This window comes from Pseudomonas sp. TH21, from assembly GCF_016651025.1.
Taxonomy (GTDB): Bacteria; Pseudomonadota; Gammaproteobacteria; order Pseudomonadales; family Pseudomonadaceae; genus Aquipseudomonas; species Aquipseudomonas aylmerensis.
In genome coordinates, this window is the sequence record NZ_JAEKEQ010000001.1 from 2,553,253 (window position 1) to 2,570,781 (window position 17,529).

A 17,529-nucleotide genomic window follows, 5' to 3' on the forward strand; every position below is an offset into this window, starting at 1 on the left:
GTGCAGGATATCTACCCGCTGGCGCCGTTGCAGGAAGGCATTCTCTACCACCACATCAGCGCCGAGCAGGGCGACCCGTACCTGCTGCAATCGCGCCTGGCATTCGACAGCGTCGAGCGTCTGCAGGCATTTATGGGCGCGTTGCAGCAGGTGGTGGCGCGTCACGACATCCTGCGCACCGGCGTGGTCTGGGAAGGCCTGGACAGCCCGGTGCAAGTGGTGGCGCGCGAGGCACGGCTGAGCGTGCAGGCGGTCGACCTGGACCCGGCGGACGGCGCCATCATCGAGCAGTTGCACGGGCGTTTCGATGCCCGTCACTACCGCCTGGATATCACCCAGGCGCCGTTGCTGCGCATGGTCTACGCCGAGGACCCGGGCAACGCGCGGGTGGCGGCGATCCTGCTGTTTCACCACCTGGCGCTGGACCACACCGCCATGGCCGTGGTCGGCCAGGAAATGCGCGCGTTCCTGTTCAACCAGGCGCAGGACTTGCCGGCGCCCGCACCGTTTCGCAACTACGTCGCCCAGGCTCGCCTGGGTGTCAGCGCGCAAGAGCACGAACACTTCTTTCGCGCCATGCTCGGCGATGTCGACGAACCGACCTTGCCCTTTGGCGTACAGGATGTGCAGGGCGATGGCCGTGCGATCGAAGAGGCCGAGCAAGCCCTGGACGCAGCGTTGGCCCGGCGCGTGCGCGGGCAGGCCCGGCAGATGGGTGTCAGCGCGGCGAGCCTGATGCACCTGGCCTGGGCGCAGGTGCTGGGGCTGGTGTCCGGGCGTGACGACGTGGTGTTCGGCACCGTATTGATGGGCCGCCTGCAGGCCGGCGAAGGTGCCGACCGGGCGCTCGGAATGTTCATCAACACCTTGCCGCTGCGGGTAGATGTCGCGGCCAGCGCCGCCGTGGCGGTCAGGGCCACGCATGCGCGCTTGAGTGCCTTGCTCGGTCACGAGCACGCATCGTTGGCGCTGGCCCAGCGTTGCAGCGGCGTGGCGGCCTCCACGCCGCTGTTCAGCGCCTTGCTCAATTACCGCCACACCATGCCTGACGAAATGGCGCGCGACGGCCACGGCATCTGGACGGGCGTGCAGTTGCTCGGTGGTGAAGAACGCAGCAACTACCCGCTGACCTTGAGCGTGGATGACCTGGGTGACGGCTTTGGCCTGAATGTCCTGGCGCTGCCGCAGATCGGTGCCGAGCGCCTGTGCAGCTACATGCTCGGCGCGGTGGAGCAGTTGGTCGCGGCCTTGGAAAGTGCGCCAGATACGCCGCTCAACCGGCTGCCGATTCTGTCGGTGGCGGAGCGTGACACCCTGCTGCGCGACTTCAATGCCACCGCCCACGATTTCCCCCGGGGCCAGACGGTTCACGGCGCCTTTGAGGTGCAGGCCGAACGCCAACCCGAGGCGATCGCCGTGGTGCAGGGCGACGAATCGCTGACCTATGCGCAACTCAACCGTCGCGCCAACCAGTTGGCCCATCACCTGCTGCAAGTTGGTGTGCAACCGGACGACCGCGTCGCGCTCTGCTGCCGACGTGGCCCGCAGATGCTGGTGGGGCTGCTGGGTATTCTCAAGGCTGGCGCGGGCTATGTACCCATCGACCCGGCGTACCCCGCCGAGCGCATCGCCTACCTGCTGCAGGACAGTGCCCCGGTGGCGGTGCTGGCCGAGGCGAGCACCCGCGAGCTGCTGGGCGCGGTCGCCAGCATCGACCTGCACGACCCGCGCTGGCAGCAGCAGGCCGCCAGCAACCCGCACATCAGCGCCTTGACCCCGGCGCACCTGGCCTACGTGATCTACACCTCGGGCTCCACCGGCCAGCCCAAGGGCGTGATGGTCGAACACCGCAGCGTCGAAAACCTGCTGCACTGGCACTGCGAAGCCTTTGGCCTGGATGCGCGGAGCCACACCAGCAGTGTCGCCGGGTTCGGCTTTGACGCGCTGGCCTGGGAGCTGTGGCCGGCACTGTGCGTAGGCGCCACCCTGCACCTGCCGCCTGCACAGGTCGGCAATGAAAATCTCGACGCGCTGCTCGCCTGGTGGCTGGCGCAGCCGCTGGACGTGAGCTTCCTGCCGACGCCGGTGGCTGAGTACGCCTTCAGTCAGAACCTGCAGCACCCAACCCTGCGCATCCTGCTGATCGGCGGTGATCGCCTGCGCCAGTTCAGCCAGGAGCGACGCTTTGCGGTGATCAACAACTACGGTCCGACCGAAGCCACGGTGGTCGCCACCTCCGGCCGCGTGCGCGCCGGGCAGGCGCTGCATATCGGCCGGCCGATCGCCAATGCCAGCGCCTATGTGCTGGACGCGCACTTGCGCCCGGTACCGGTGGGGGTTGCCGGCGAGCTGTATGTCGGCGGCAGCGGCATCGCGCGGGGCTACCTGAACCGCCCGCAGATGACCGCCGAACGCTTCCTGCAGGACCCGTTCAACCAGGGGCGCATGTACCGCACCGGCGACCGGGTGCGCTGGTTGCCGGATGGCAACCTCGACTACCTGGGCCGCAATGATGACCAGGTCAAAGTGCGCGGCGTGCGCGTCGAGCTGGGCGAAATCGAAAGCTGCCTGGCCGCACTGCCCGGCGTGGGTGACGCCGTGGTGCTGGTGCGCGAGGGCCGTTTGATCGCCTGGTTCACCGAACAGCAGCCGCTGGATATCGACGCACTGCGTGCGCAGCTGCAAGCGCAATTGCCCGCAGCCCTGGTGCCGGTCGCGTACGTGAAACTTCAGGCATTGCCGCTGACCGCCAACGGCAAGCTCGACCGCAGGGCCTTGCCGGAGCCCGATCACAACGCCGTGTCGAGCCGTGACTATGCGCCCCCCCAAGGCGCGGTCGAAACCACCCTGGCGCGCATCTGGGTCGAAGTGCTGCAGGTCGGGCAGGTCGGTCGGCATGATCACTTCTTCGAACTGGGCGGGCATTCGCTACTGGCCGTGAGCCTGATCGAACGCATGCGCCAGGCTGGCCTCAGCGCCGATGTACGGGTGCTGTTCAGCCAACCCACCCTGGCGGCGCTGGCAGCCGCCGTCGGCAGTGGCCGCGAAGTGCCGGTGCCGGCCAACCGCATTGCCGTCGACTGCCAACGCATCACCCCCGACATGCTCTCGTTGGTGAGCCTGGACCAGGCCACGCTGGATCACGTGGTGAGCCGTGTGCCCGGCGGTGCCGCCAATGTGCAGGACATCTACCCGCTTGCGCCCTTGCAGGAGGGCATCCTCTACCACTACATCACGGCCGAACAGGGCGACCCGTACCTGCTGCAATCGCACCTGGCATTTGACACCGTCGAGCGCCTGCAGGCCTTCGCCCAGGCACTGCAACAGGTGATCGACCGTCACGATATCCTGCGCACCGGGGTGGTCTGGGAAGGTCTCGTACAGCCGCTGCAAGTGGTGCAGCGCAGCGCCGAATTGAGCGTGCAGGAACTGCACCTGCACGGCGACGTACTGGCCGAGTTGCATGCGCGTTTCGACGCGCGGCGCTATCGCCTGGATATCAGCCAGGCCCCGCTGATCCGCCTGATGTATGCACAGGACCCGGCCAACCAACGTGTGGTCGTGGTGTTGCTCTATCACCATATCGTCCTCGACCACACCGCCTTCGACGTGGTGCTGCGCGAAATGCAGGGCTACCTGCTGGGTCACCCCGCGCCAACGACGGCACCGATGCCGTACCGCAACTACGTGGCCCAGGCCCGCCTGGGGGTGAGCGAGCAGGAACACGAGGCGTTCTTTCGCGGCATGCTCGCTGATGTCGACGCGCCGACCTTGCCCTTCGGCTGGCAGGATGTGCGCGGCGACGGCAGCGCCATCGAGGAACACAACTTGCGCCTGGACAGCGACCTCAACCGCCGCCTGCGCGCCCAGGCCCGGCTGCTGGGCGTGAGCACCGCGAGCCTGTTCCACCTGGCCTGGGGACAGGTGCTGGCGGTCACCTCGGGTCGGCGCAGCGTGGTGTTCGGCACCGTGTTGGTCGGCCGCCTGCAGGGCGGCGAGGGTGCCGATCGCGCGCTGGGTGTGTTTATCAATACCTTGCCGCTGCGCCTGGATATCGACGCGCAGGGCGCCCGCGCTGCCGTGCGTACCACCCATGAGCGCCTCAGCGCCTTGCTCGGGCATGAGCACGCGTCCCTGGCGCTGGCCCAGCGCTGCAGTGGGGTGGCCGCGCCGGCGCCGCTGTTCAGCTCGATGCTCAACTACCGTCATCGCGGCGCGGCCACGCGCTCGCAGGAGGCGCAGCAGGCCTGGGAAGGCATGCAGACCCTGGTCAACGACGGGCGCACCAACTACCCGCTGACCTTGAACGTGGATGACCTGGGCGATGGCTATGCCATCACCGCCCTGGCGCGCACCGACGCGCAGCGGGTATGCGGCTATGTGCAAGTGGCCCTGTCCGGCCTGGTCGACGCGTTGGAGCAGGCGCCGCAGCGGGCGCTCGACCGCCTGCCGGTGCTGGGCGTCGAGGAGCGCAAAAAGCTGCTGGTCGAGTTCAACTCAACCGAGGTGCCGTACAACCTCGACCAGACCCTGCACAGTTTGTTCGAAGCCCAGGTGGTGCGCACACCGCAGGCCGTGGCGGTCACCGCCGGCGAGCAACACTTGACCTATCAGGCACTCAACGAGCGCGCCAATCGCCTGGCCCATCACCTGCGTGAACGCGGCGTCCAACCAGACGCGCGGGTAGGTATCTGTGTGGAGCGTGGCCTGGAGATGGTCGTCGGCCTGTTTGCGATCCTCAAGGCCGGTGGCGGTTATGTGCCGCTGGACCCGGCCTACCCGCAGGAACGCATCGCCTACATGCTGCAGGACAGCGCGCCGGTGGTGGTGCTGGCCGAGGGCGCGACCCTGGCGCTGCTGGGGGACGCGCCGGTGATCGATCTCGACCATTGCACCTGGCAGCACCAGCCCGCGACCAATCCCCACGTCGCCGACCTCAATGCGCGCCATCAGGCCTACGTGATCTACACCTCCGGCTCCACCGGCCAGCCCAAGGGCGTGATCAACGAACACGCCGGGGTGGTCAACCGCCTGTTGTGGATGCAGGACGCCTACGGTCTCAAGGCCGAGGACGCGGTGTTGCAGAAAACCCCGTTCAGCTTCGACGTGTCGGTGTGGGAGTTCTTCTGGCCGCTGTTCACCGGCGCCCGCCTGGTGATGGCGCGTCCGGGCGGGCACAAGGACCCGGCGTACCTGTGCGAGGTGATCGAGTCCGAGCGGATCACCACCGTGCATTTCGTGCCGTCGATGCTTGACGTGTTCCTCTCGCATGGCGACGTCAGCCAGGCCGCCGGCTTGCGGCGCGTGATGTGCAGCGGCGAAGCCTTGCCGGGCAGCCTGGTGCGGCGCTTCAAGCAGCAATTGCCGGGCCTCGGCCTGTACAACCTGTACGGTCCGACCGAAGCCGCGGTGGACGTGAGCGCATGGAACTGCGCGCGCCCCGAGGTGCCCGACAACACGCCGATCGGCAAGCCGATTGCCAACACGCGCCTGTACCTGCTGGATGAGCAATTGCAGCCGGTGCCGCTGGGCGTGGTCGGTGAACTGTTCATCGGCGGCGTGCAGGTGGCGCGCGGTTACCTGAACCGTCCGCAACTGACCGCCGAGCGCTTTATCAAGGACCCGTTCAGCGACGGGCGCCTGTACCGCACCGGGGATGTGGGGCGTTACCTGGCCGACGGCAATATCGAATACCTGGGCCGCAACGACGACCAGGTGAAAATCCGTGGCCTGCGCATCGAGCTGGGGGAAATCCAGGCGCGCCTGATCGAGCACGCAGCGGTCAAGGACGCGGTGGTGGTGGCCCGCGAAGAACGCCTGGTGGCCTATTACACCGGCACGCAGACGCCCGTCGACAGCTTGCGTGAACAGCTGTTGCGGCACTTGCCGGACTTCATGGTGCCCGCGCTGTTTGTGCACCTCGACGCGCTGCCGTTGAGTCCCAACGGCAAGCTTGACCGCAAGGCCTTGCCAACCCCGGGCCTGGACGCGTTGGTGGCGCGTGAGTACGAGGCGCCAGAAGGTGACACCGAGAAGCTCCTGGCGCGGCTGTGGGCCGAACTGCTCAAGGTCGAGCGGGTCGGTCGCCAGGACAATTTCTTTGAATTGGGCGGGCACTCGCTGCTCGCCGTGAGCTTGATCGGGCGCTTGCGCCAGGAAGGCATGGAAGCCGATGTGCGCGCGCTGTTCGAACAGCCGACACTGGCCGGCTACGCCGCAATGACCGAACGAATGGAGATCGTCCTGTGAGCATCAACCAACTGCTGGCGACGCTGAAAACCAAGGACATCCAACTGGCGCTCAAGGGCGATCAGTTGTCGGTGCAGGGCAACAGGCAAGCCTTGAGTGACCCGGCGATTATCGCCGCGCTGCGTGAACACAAACCGGCGTTGATCGCGCTGATCCAGGCCGGTGAGTACTCGGCGCCGCAGGCGGGCGCCGTCGAGGTACCGGCCAATGGCATTCCGGCCGGCGCCGAGCGCATCACACCGGACATGCTGAGCCTGTCGACCCTGAGCCAGGAGGAGATCGACCGAGTCGTCGCCAGCGTCGACGGCGGGGTGGCGAATATCCAGGATATCTACCCGCTGGCACCGTTGCAGGAAGGCATCCTGTTTCACCACGTCAGCGCCGAGCACGGCGATCCGTACGTGATGCAGGCGCAATTCGCGTTCGACAGCCTGGCGCGCTTCGACGCCTTTGCCCAGGCGCTGCAGGCGGTGATGGATCGCCACGATATCCTGCGCACCGGCGTGGTGTGGGACGGCCTGCAAGAGCCCTCGCAAGTGGTGTGGCGCACCGCGCGCCTGCCGGTGCAGGCCCTCCAATTGCCGGCGGCCGAGGGCGATATCGCCGCGCAACTGCATGCGCTGTTCGATGCCCGCCACTATCGTCTCGACGTGACACAGGCGCCGCTGCTGCGCCTGGTGCGCGCGGATGATCCGGCCAACCAGCGCATCGTCGCCAGTTTGTTGTTCCACCACATGGCCCTCGACCACAGTGCCCTGGAAGTGGTGTGCCATGAAATGCAGGCGTGCCTGCTGGGGCAGGGCGCAGCGCTCGGCCAGGCGGTGCCGTTTCGCAACTATGTGGCCCAGGCGCGGCTGGGGACCCGCGAACAGGAGCACGAAAGCTTTTTCCGGCAGATGCTCGGCGACATCAGCGAACCGACCTTGCCGTTTGGCCTGCACGATGTACAAGGCGATGCACGCGGCATTGCCGAGGTTCACCTGGCACTGGCGCCGGCGTTGTCGCAACGGCTGCGGGTGCAGGCGCGGCAACTCGGGGTGAGCGCCGCCAGCCTGTTCCATATGGGCTGGGCGCAGGTGCTGGGGGTGTTGTCCGGCAAGGAGCAGGTGGTGTTCGGCACCGTGTTGATGGGCCGCCTGCAGGGCAGCCATGACACGGACCGGGCGCTGGGGATCTTCATCAACACGCTGCCGTTTCGCGTGGACGTGGGCAACGAGGGCGTGCGCGCCGGGGTCAAGGCCACCCACGCAAGGCTCACCACGTTGCTGCGCCATGAGCATGCGCCGCTGGCCCTGGCCCAGCGCTGCAGTGGCGTGGTGGCGCCGACGCCGTTGTTCAGTGCGTTGCTCAATTACCGCCACAGCGCCCCGGCCGCCAGCGCCGAGGCGGTCTCGGCCTGGCACGGTATCGCCGCGCTGAGTGCCGAGGAACGCACCAACTACCCGCTGACCCTGAGTGTCGATGACCTGGGTGAAGGCTTTGGCCTGAGCCTGCTCGCCAGCACCTTGGTGGACCCGCACCGCGTCTGTGCCTACCTGCAGACCGCGTTGGAAAACCTGCTGGACGCGCTGGAGCAGGCGCCGGACACCGCGCTCAACCGCGTGTCGGTGCTGCCGCTCGCCGAGCAGCAGCGCTTGTTGCAGCAGTTCAACGCCACCCAGGCGGGGTTCCCCCAGGGCACCACGCTGCATGCCCGCATCGAAGCCCAGGCCGCGCTGGCGCCCGACGCCATCGCCGCCGTGCACCAGGGGCGGCAGATGACCTATGCCGAGCTGAACCAGCAGGCCAACCTGCTGGCGCATCACCTGCTGGCCCTGGGGGTCAAGCCTGATGACCGCGTTGCGGTTGTCGCGCGTCGGGGCCTGGACACCCTGGCCGGGTTGCTGGCGATCCTCAAGGCTGGCGCCTGCTATGTGCCCGTGGACCCGTCCCACCCGGCCGAGCGCCTTGAGTACCTGCTCAGTGACAGCGCGCCGGTCGCGGTATTGGCCCAGCACGCGTTGCTTGCCCGCCTGCCGGTGCTCGACGTGCCGGTGATCAACCTTGACCGCTACACCTGGCAGCATCATTCGGCGAGCAACCCGATGGTCGCGATGACCGCGTCGAACCTCGCCTATGTGATCTACACCTCCGGCTCCACCGGCCAGCCCAAGGGCGTGATGGTGGAACACCACACCGTGGCCAACCTGGTGGACTGGCACTGCCGCACGTTTGACCTGTGCGCCGGGCGCCACACCGCCAGCGTCGCCGGGTTTGGCTTTGATGCGATGGCCTGGGAGATCTGGCCGGCCCTGTGCGTGGGGGCGACCCTGCACCTGCCGCCGGCCACGGACGGCGCCGAGGATATTGACGCACTGCTGGCCTGGTGGTGCGCGCAGCCGCTGGACGTGTGCTTCCTGCCGACCCCGGTGGCCGAGTACGCGTTCAGCCAGCAGATCGAACACCCGACCTTGCGCACCCTGCTGATCGGCGGCGACCGCCTGCGCCAGTTCGCGCGTGCGCAACGCTTCGAACTGATCAATAACTACGGCCCGACCGAAGCCACGGTGGTCGCCACCTCGGGCAAGGTCGAGGCCGGCCAGCCGCTGCACATCGGCAAGCCCATCGCCAATGCCCGCGTGTACCTGCTGGATGCGCAGCAGCGGCCGGTGCCGCTGGGCGTGGCGGGCGAGCTGTATGTGGGTGGCAAGGGCGTGGCGCGCGGCTACCTGAACCGCCCGCAGCTGACGGCCGAACGTTTCCTGCACGACCCGTTCAACGCGGGGCGCATGTACCGTACCGGCGACATGGCGCGCTGGCTGCCGGACGGCACCCTCGAGTACCTGGGGCGCAACGATGACCAGGTGAAAATCCGTGGCGTGCGGATCGAATTGGGCGAGATCGAAGCCCAGCTCAACCACCTGCCGAGTCTCCTGGAAGCGGTGGTGCTGGTGCGTGACGAGCGCCTGGTCGCCTACTACACGGAAAACCCGCAGCTCGACCCACTGACCGTGGCCGACCTCCGTGCCCACCTGGTGACACACCTGCCGGACTACATGGTCCCGGTCGCCTACGTGAAGCTGGATGCGCTGCCCCTCACCGCCAACGGCAAGCTCGACCGCAAGGCCTTGCCGGCCCCGGACATGGCCGCGGTGTTTACCCGTGAATACGAAGCCCCCGAGGGCGAGATCGAAAGTGTGCTGGCGCAGATCTGGGCCGAGGTGCTGCAGGTCGAGCGCGTGGGGCGCCGCGATCATTTCTTCGAGCTGGGCGGGCACTCGTTGCTGGCGATGCGCATGGTCTCCCAGGTACGCCAGCGCCTGGGCGTGGAGTTGCTGCTCAGCGACGTGTTCGCCAATGCCGAACTGGCCGCTGTCGCCGAGGGGTTGGCCCAGGCCGGCCGCAGCACCTTGCCGCAGATCCTGCCGGCCAACCGCGATGAGCCGGTGCCGCTGTCTTTTGCCCAGCAGCGCCTGTGGTTCCTGGCGTTGATGGAAGGCGCCAACACCGCCTACAACATTCCCATCGGCCTGCGCCTGCGTGGCCAGTTGCATGTCGAGGCGTTGCAACGCGCGCTGGCGCGGATTGTCGCGCGGCATGCCACCCTGCGCAGCCGTTTTGCCCAGCACGGTGACGTGGCCCAGGTGCTCAGTGTGCCGGCCGAAGACGTGCTGCCCTTGCAAGTGCAGGACCTGCGCCGCCACCCGCAACCCCAGCAGGCGCTGGATGCGTTGATCCAGGGCGAGGCTTCCGCCCCCTTTGACCTGGAGCGCGGCCCGCTGCTGCGCGGGCGCCTGGTGGTGATGGCCGACGATCACCACGTGCTGCTGTTGACCCTGCACCATATCGTCTCGGATGGCTGGTCCATGGGCGTGCTGACCCGTGAGCTGACGGCGTTGTACCAGGCGTTCAGCCACGGCCTGCCAGACCCGTTGCCGGCGCTGGCGATCCAGTATGGAGACTTCGCCGTGTGGCAGCGCCTGTGGCTCAGCGGCGAAGTGCTGCAGCGCCAGAGCCGCTATTGGCAGCAGGCCCTGGACGGTGCGCCGGCCTTGCTCACGCTGCCCACCGACCGCCCGCGCCCGGCACTGCAGGACTACGCCGGCAGCAGCGTCGAGGTACGCCTGGATGAACGCCTCACCGCTGGTCTCAAGGCCTTGAGCCAACGCCACGGCAGCACGTTGTACATGACCTTGATGAGCGCTTGGGCTGCCTTGCTCTCGCGGCTGTCCGGCCAGCACGACGTGGTGATCGGCTCGCCGGTGGCCAACCGCACGCGCAGTGAGGTGGAAGGCTTGATCGGCCTGTTCGTCAACACCCTGGCAGTGCGTATCGACACCTCCGGCGCGTTGAGCACCGAAGCGTTGCTGGCACGGGTCAAGGGCCTGACACTGGCGGCCCAGGACCACCAGGACCTGCCGTTCGAACAGGTGGTGGAAATCACCCGGCCGCTGCGCAGCCTGGCCCACAGCCCGCTGTTCCAGACCCTCCTGACCTGGCAGGACAGCAGTGCGCCGACCCTGGCCCTCGGCGACCTGGCCCTGGAGCGCATTGTCGAACACAGCCACTTTGCCAAGTTCGACCTGTCGCTGGACCTGGGCGAAGTGCAGGGCACGATTATCGGCGCGCTGGAATACGCCGTGGCGCTGTTCGATGAGTCGACGGTGCGCCGTTATGTCGGCTACTTCACCCGCCTGCTGCGGGCCATGGTCGACAACGACCAGGCGGTCCTGGAGCAGGTGCCGCTGGTGGACGAGCGCGAGCGCCAGCAGCTGCTGTTCGACTTCAATGCCACGGCGGTCGACTACGACCTCGAACAGACCCTGCATGGGATGTTCGAAGCGCAGGTGGCGCGCACTCCGCACGCGATTGCGCTCAAGTCCGGCGAGCGGCAACTGACCTATGCCGAACTGAATGCGCGGGCCAATCAGTTGGCGCATCACTTGCTGGCGCTGGGTGTACAGCCCGGTTCGCGGGTGGCGATCTGCGTCGAGCGCGGCCTGGACATGGTCATCGGCCTGTACGCGATCCTCAAGGCCGGCGCCGCCTATGTGCCGCTGGACCCGGCGTATCCGCTGGAGCGCCTTGCCTACATGCTCGCGGACAGCGCGCCGGTCGCCGTGCTGGCCCAGGCGGCAACGCGTGGGCTGCTGGGGGACGTGGCGGTGGTCGACCTGGACCAGCCGTGCTGGCAGCACCAGCCGCTCGACAACCCCACGGTTGCGGCCGTCAGCGCCTACGTGATCTACACCTCCGGCTCCACCGGCCAGCCCAAAGGCGTGATCAATGAGCATGCCGGGGTGGTCAACCGCCTGTTGTGGATGCAGGACGCCTATGCGCTGACGGCCGACGACGCGGTGCTGCAGAAAACCCCGTTCAGCTTCGACGTGTCGGTGTGGGAGTTCTTCTGGCCGCTGTCCACCGGCGCGCGCCTGGTGATGGCGCGACCTGAAGGGCATAAGGATCCGGCCTATTTGTGCGCCGTGATCGCGGCTGAGCAGATCACCACGCTGCATTTCGTGCCGTCGATGCTCGACGTCTTCCTCGCCCATGGCGACGTGAGCCAGGCCGCCGGCGTGGTGCGGGTGATGTGCAGCGGCGAAGCCTTGCCCGGCAGCCTGGTGCGGCGCTTCAAGCAGCAGATGCCCGGCAGCGAGTTGCATAACCTGTATGGCCCCACCGAAGCCGCCGTCGACGTGACGGCCTGGAACTGCGCGGGAGCCGTGACGCCGGACAACACGCCGATCGGCAAGCCGATTGCCAACACACGCCTGTACGTGCTCGACGCGCAGTTGCAACCGGTGCCCCTGGGCGTGGTCGGCGAGCTGTTTATTGGCGGCGTGCAAGTGGCGCGCGGTTATTTGAACCGTCCGCAGCTGACCGCCGAGCGCTTCCTGCAAGACCCGTTTACCGAGGGGCGCATGTACCGCACCGGCGACGTCGGCCGTTATTGGCCGGACGGCACCCTCGAATACCTGGGGCGCAACGACGACCAGGTGAAGATCCGTGGCCTGCGTATCGAACTGGGGGAAATCCAGGCACGGCTGACCGAATGTGCTGCGGTCAGCGAGGCTGCCGTGGTCGCCCGCGATGAACGCCTGGTGGCGTACTACACCGGCGTGCGCACGCCGATCGACACACTGCGTGCGCAACTGCTGCGGCACCTGCCGGCGTTCATGGTGCCGGCGGTGTTCGTGCATCTGGAGGCGCTGCCGTTGAGCCCCAACGGCAAGCTCGACCGCAAGGCACTGCCGGCGCCGGGGGCGGATGCGGTGGCGGTGCGCGCTTACGAAGCGCCTCAGGGCGAGCGCGAAATGATCATCGCTGCGCTGTGGGCCGAGCTGCTCGATGTAGAGCGCGTGGGGCGCCATGATCACTTCTTCGAACTGGGCGGGCACTCGCTGCTGGCGGTCAGCCTGATGGGCCGTTTGCGCCACCTGGGGTTGGCGGCGCCGGTGAAAGTGCTGTTCGGCCAACCCACCTTGTGTGCCTTCGCCGCAGCACTGGGCGGTAGCGCGCAAGCCGCGCCGTTGCCGCCGATCCCGCTGGACTCGCCAGCCATCGCGCGTATCTTCGCCGGCATCCCCGGTGGCGTGGCGAATGTGCAGGACCTCTACCCGCTGGCGCCGTTGCAGGCCGGCATGCTCTATCACCATCGCGCCGAGCAGGCCGCCGATGCCTATCTGCTGCAGGCGCAATTTGCCTTCGACAGTCGCCAGCGCTTCGACGCGTTTGCCCAGGCCTTGCAGGCGGTGATCCAGCGGCACGACATTTTGCGCTCTTCCTTCCATTGGCAAGGCCTGGAGGAACCGTTGCAAGTGGTGTGGCGTGAGGCGAGCCTGCGCGTCGAAACCGGGCCGGTGCCGCCGCGCCTCGACCTCGGGCAGGCGCCGCTGATGCGCCTGGTGTATACCGAGACGCCGCAGCGGCTGGTCGCGACCTTGCTGTTCCACCACATGGTAATGGACCACCTGGCGCTGGAGATCCTGCAGCATGAACTTCAGGCCTTCCTGTTGGGTGCCCAGGATCAGCTGGGTGCGGCGGTGCCGTATCGCAACTACGTGGTGCAGACCCGCGTGGGCGCCGAGACCCACGAGGATTTTTTCCGCGCGATGCTGGGGGACATCGATGAGCCAACGGTGGTGCAGGACCTGGGCTCCGCTGCACAGGCGCGGGTGACGCTTGACGCTGCGTTGGGTCAACGCCTGCGTACCCAGGCGCGCCAGGCAGGGGTCAGCACTGCGAGCCTGATGCACCTGGCGTGGGCTCATGTACTCGGCAAGGTCAGTGGGCGTGAGTCGGTGGTCTTCGGCACCGTGCTGCTGGGCCGCCTGCAAGGCGGCGAGGGTGCCGAGCGCGCCATGGGGGTGTTTATCAACACCTTGCCGTTGCGGGTCGACCTCGGTGAACAGTCGGTACGCACTGCCGTGCAGGCCACGCATGTGCGCCTCACCCAACTGCTCAGCCACGAACATGCGCCGTTGGCACTGGCCCAGCGGTGCAGCGCGGTACCGGCGAGCACGCCCTTGTTCAGCGTGTTGTTCAACTATCGCCATAGCGCGCCGCGCGGCGCGGGTGTGGCCGAGGCATGGCAGGGCATTCAACTACTCAAGGCCGAGGAATCCAGCAACTATGGCTTGTCGATGAGTGTGGACGACCTCGGCGACGGCTTCGGTCTGAAAGCCGTGGGGCCGGGCGCGCGGCGGTTGTGCGACTACCTGCAGATCGCCGTGGAGCAGGTGGTGCAGGCGCTGGAAGGGGCGACGGAGATTGCCATCGGCCGCTTGCCGATCCTGCCCGCTGCCGAGCGCCAGCAACTGTTGGCGTTGAATGCCACTGCCCGGGCATTCCCGCGTGAGCACACGGTGCAGCGCTTGTTCGAAGCCCAGGCGCAGGCACGGCCTGGCGCCGTGGCGGCGCTGCAGGGCGAACACAGCCTGAGCTACGGCGAACTGAACAGCCGCGCCAACCGCCTGGCCCATCACCTTATCGAGCTTGGCGTGCGGCCTGGGCACAGCGTGGCGATCCTGCTTCCGCGCTGCCTGGATTTACTCGTCAGCCAGCTTGCAGTGCTCAAGTGCGCGGGCGCCTATGTGCCGCTGGATATCCACGCGCCGGCCGAACGCCAGGGCTTCATGGTGCAGGACAGCGGCGCGAGCTGGCTGCTGACCCACAGCGATGCGGTGGTCGGGTACCCGGTCCGGCGCCTGGACCTCGACACCCTGGTGCTCGACCCGCAACCGAGCCATAACCCGGACGTGTCGCAATCCTCGGACAGCGTGGCGTACATCATGTACACCTCCGGCTCCACGGGCACGCCCAAGGGCGTATTGGTGCCCCATCGCGGCATCACACGGCTGGTGCTCAACAACGGCTATGCCGATTTCAATGCCGGCGACCGCGTGGCCTTCGCCTCGAACCCGGCGTTCGACGCCAGCACCATGGACGTCTGGGGCGCGTTGCTCAACGGCGGCCAGGTGCAGGTCATCGACCATGCCACCGTGCTCGACCCGAGCGCGTTCGGCGCGGCCTTGCAGGAGGTGACGGTGCTGTTCGTGACCACGGCGCTGTTCAATCAATACGTGCAGATGATTCCCCAGGCGTTGGCGGGCCTGCGCATTCTGTTGTGCGGCGGCGAGCGGGCCGACCCGGCCGCGTTTCGCCGCCTGTTGGCCGCGGCCCCCGCGCTGCGCCTGGTGCACTGTTACGGGCCGACGGAAACCACCACCTATGCCAGCACTTATGAAGTGCGCGCGCTGGCCGATGACGCCGAGAGCGTGCCGGTGGGACGGCCGATCTCCAACACCCGGATCCATGTGCTGGATGCGCAATTGCAGCCGGTGCCGCTGGGGATCAGCGGTGAAATCTGCATCGGCGGCGATGGCGTGGCCAAGGGGTACTTGAATCGCCCTGAGCTGAGCGCGGAAAAATTTGTCCAGGACCCCTTTGTCCCAGGCGCCCTGATGTACCGCACCGGCGACCTCGGCCGCTGGACGGCGGACGGGTTGCTGGAGTGCATCGGGCGCAATGACGACCAGGTGAAAATCCGCGGTTTCCGCATCGAACTGGGCGAGATTGAAGCGCGCCTGGCAACCTTTGCCGATGTCCAGGAGGTGGTGGTGCTGGCGCGCGAAGACGCGCCGGGGGACAAGCGCCTGGTGGCGTACTTTACCGGTGCTGCCGCCATCGACGCCCTGCGTGCACACCTGCAGGCGCAATTGCCGGAATACATGCTGCCTTCGGCCTATGTGGCGCTCGCGCACTTGCCGTTGACTGCCAACGGCAAGGTCGACCGCAAGGCGCTGCCGGCACCTGAGTGGGACGCCTTGAGCCGCCGCGACTTCGAAGCCCCCAGCGATGCCCTGGAGCACACCCTGGCGCGGCTGTGGGCCGAGGTGTTGAAACTGGAACAGGTGGGCCGGCATGACAGCTTCTTCGAATTGGGCGGACACTCGCTGCTGGCGATTCGGCTGGTAAACCTGCTGGAAGAAGCGGGTCTGCCGGTGTCCCTCGCCGAGCTGTTCCAGCATGCCAGCGTGGCGTGCGTCGCCGCGCTGTTGCGCGCACGCACCCAGGCACCGCTACGCGACACCGGCGTGATCACGGTGCGCAGCAGCGGTACGCAACCGCCGTTGTTCCTGATCCATGAGTTCAGTGGCATGGACGTCTATTTCCCGGCGCTGGGCCAGCACCTGCCCGGTGATTATCCGATTTTCGGCCTGCCCGGCGTGCCCTTCGGTGAAGCGCATCTGCACAGCATGGAAGGCCTGGCGGCGCGCATGGTCGGGCTGATTCGCGAGCGCCAGCCCCACGGGCCGTATCGGCTGGCGGGCTGGTCGTTTGGCGGCGTACTGGCTTATGAGGTCGCCATGCAATTGCTGGGGCTGGATGAGCTCGTGGCGTTTCTCGGCTTGATCGACAGCTATGTGCCGCGCATGACCGACCAGGGCAAGGCGCGCTGGAGCGGGCCGGACGCGCTCAAGCGGCACCTGTTGTTGCAGTGCACGGCCTATTGGAACGCACAGGGAGGTGCACATGAGTTGGCGAGTCTTGAACAGTTGGCGGCGGGCATTGGACAGCTGGACTTTGCAGGCCTGCTGCAACGCTGTCGCGATCAAGGTCTGCTGTACGCGCAAATGGCGGCGGCGACGGACGCGGACCTCTTGAACTTCATCGAGCGCGAAGTCGGGCATGGGCATGCGCTGGCGCATTACAGCCTGTTCCCGCTGCCGATTCCGGTGCATCTGTTCAGCGCGCTGGAGCGCCCGACCGAGTTGTCGCGGCGCAGTGAATCGCTGGGTTGGGAGGACGCGCTGACGCCGGGCCAACTGCGCCGCATCGAGGTGCCTGGCGATCACCAGAGCATGATGCAGGCCCCGCATATCCGCACGTTGGGCGCGGCGATCAGCGCCGCCCTGGCGACGTGTTCGCCACAGAAGCAGGCGCCGCACCAGCCGCTGCTGCGTATCCAGAGCGGCCGGGAAGGGCATGCGCCGCTGTTCTGTGTGCCGGGGGCGGGGGACAGCGTCACCGGCTTCGTGGGGTTGAGCGACGCGCTCGGGCGCGATTGGCCGCTGTTCGGCCTGCAACCACGCGGCCTCGACGGTGAGGCAGTGCCGCACAGCCAGGTCGAAGCGGCGGCGGCCTGTTACCTGGCGGCGCTGGAGCAGGAGTACCCGCACGGGCCGGTGCACCTGGCCGGGCATTCCTTCGGTGGCTGGGTGGCGCTGGAGCTGGCGCTGCAGTTACAGGCGGCCGGACGTGAAGTGGCGTCGTTGACGGTGATCGACAGCGAGGCGCCAGGCGGCGCGGGCAAACCGTATACCACCACGGCGGCACTGCTGCGCCTGATCGAAGCGATGCAGTTGTCGGCCGGCAAGTCGTTGGGCATTGACCCCCTGGACTTCGCCGCGCGCGATGACATCGCGCAACGGCAATGGCTGCACGCGGGCATGGTCGGCGTTGGCTTGCTGCCGGCACGGGCCAGTGTGGACGCGATGGACGGCCCGGCGCGTACCTATGCGGCGGCGTTGCGCACGGTGTATCGGCCGGCGCGGCGGTTCGAGGGGGTGGTGCGGTTGGTGTTGGCCCTGGACCCGGCGCTGGATGCAGCAGGCAATCAGCGTGAGCAGGGCCTGATGATTGAAGGGTGGCGACGCCACGGCAACGGGTTGCAGGTGTGGTACGGCGGCGGGAATCACTTCACGTTGCTCAAGGCCCCGAATGTTCACGGGCTGGCACGTTGGTGGCTGGACGGTGTGGTGGTTGCGGAGGTGGTGTCGTGAAGTGGCGCAAAACCGG

Annotated in this window: 2 protein-coding genes; both read left to right on the plus strand. The window is 67.4% G+C overall.

Annotated elements, in window-relative coordinates; all coding sequences use genetic code 11:
* Positions 1 to 6,249: an amino acid adenylation domain-containing protein gene (locus tag JFU04_RS30630; RefSeq protein WP_446739683.1), complete on the plus strand. Its 6,249-nt coding sequence runs from the start codon at positions 1 to 3 to the stop codon at positions 6,247 to 6,249.
* Positions 6,246 to 17,513, plus strand: coding sequence for a non-ribosomal peptide synthetase (locus tag JFU04_RS11335; protein ID WP_201144101.1), 11,268 nt, complete (start codon positions 6,246 to 6,248; stop codon positions 17,511 to 17,513). The genes JFU04_RS30630 and JFU04_RS11335 overlap by 4 nt, the downstream gene beginning before the upstream one ends.
* The last annotated feature ends 16 nt before the right edge of the window (positions 17,514 to 17,529 follow it).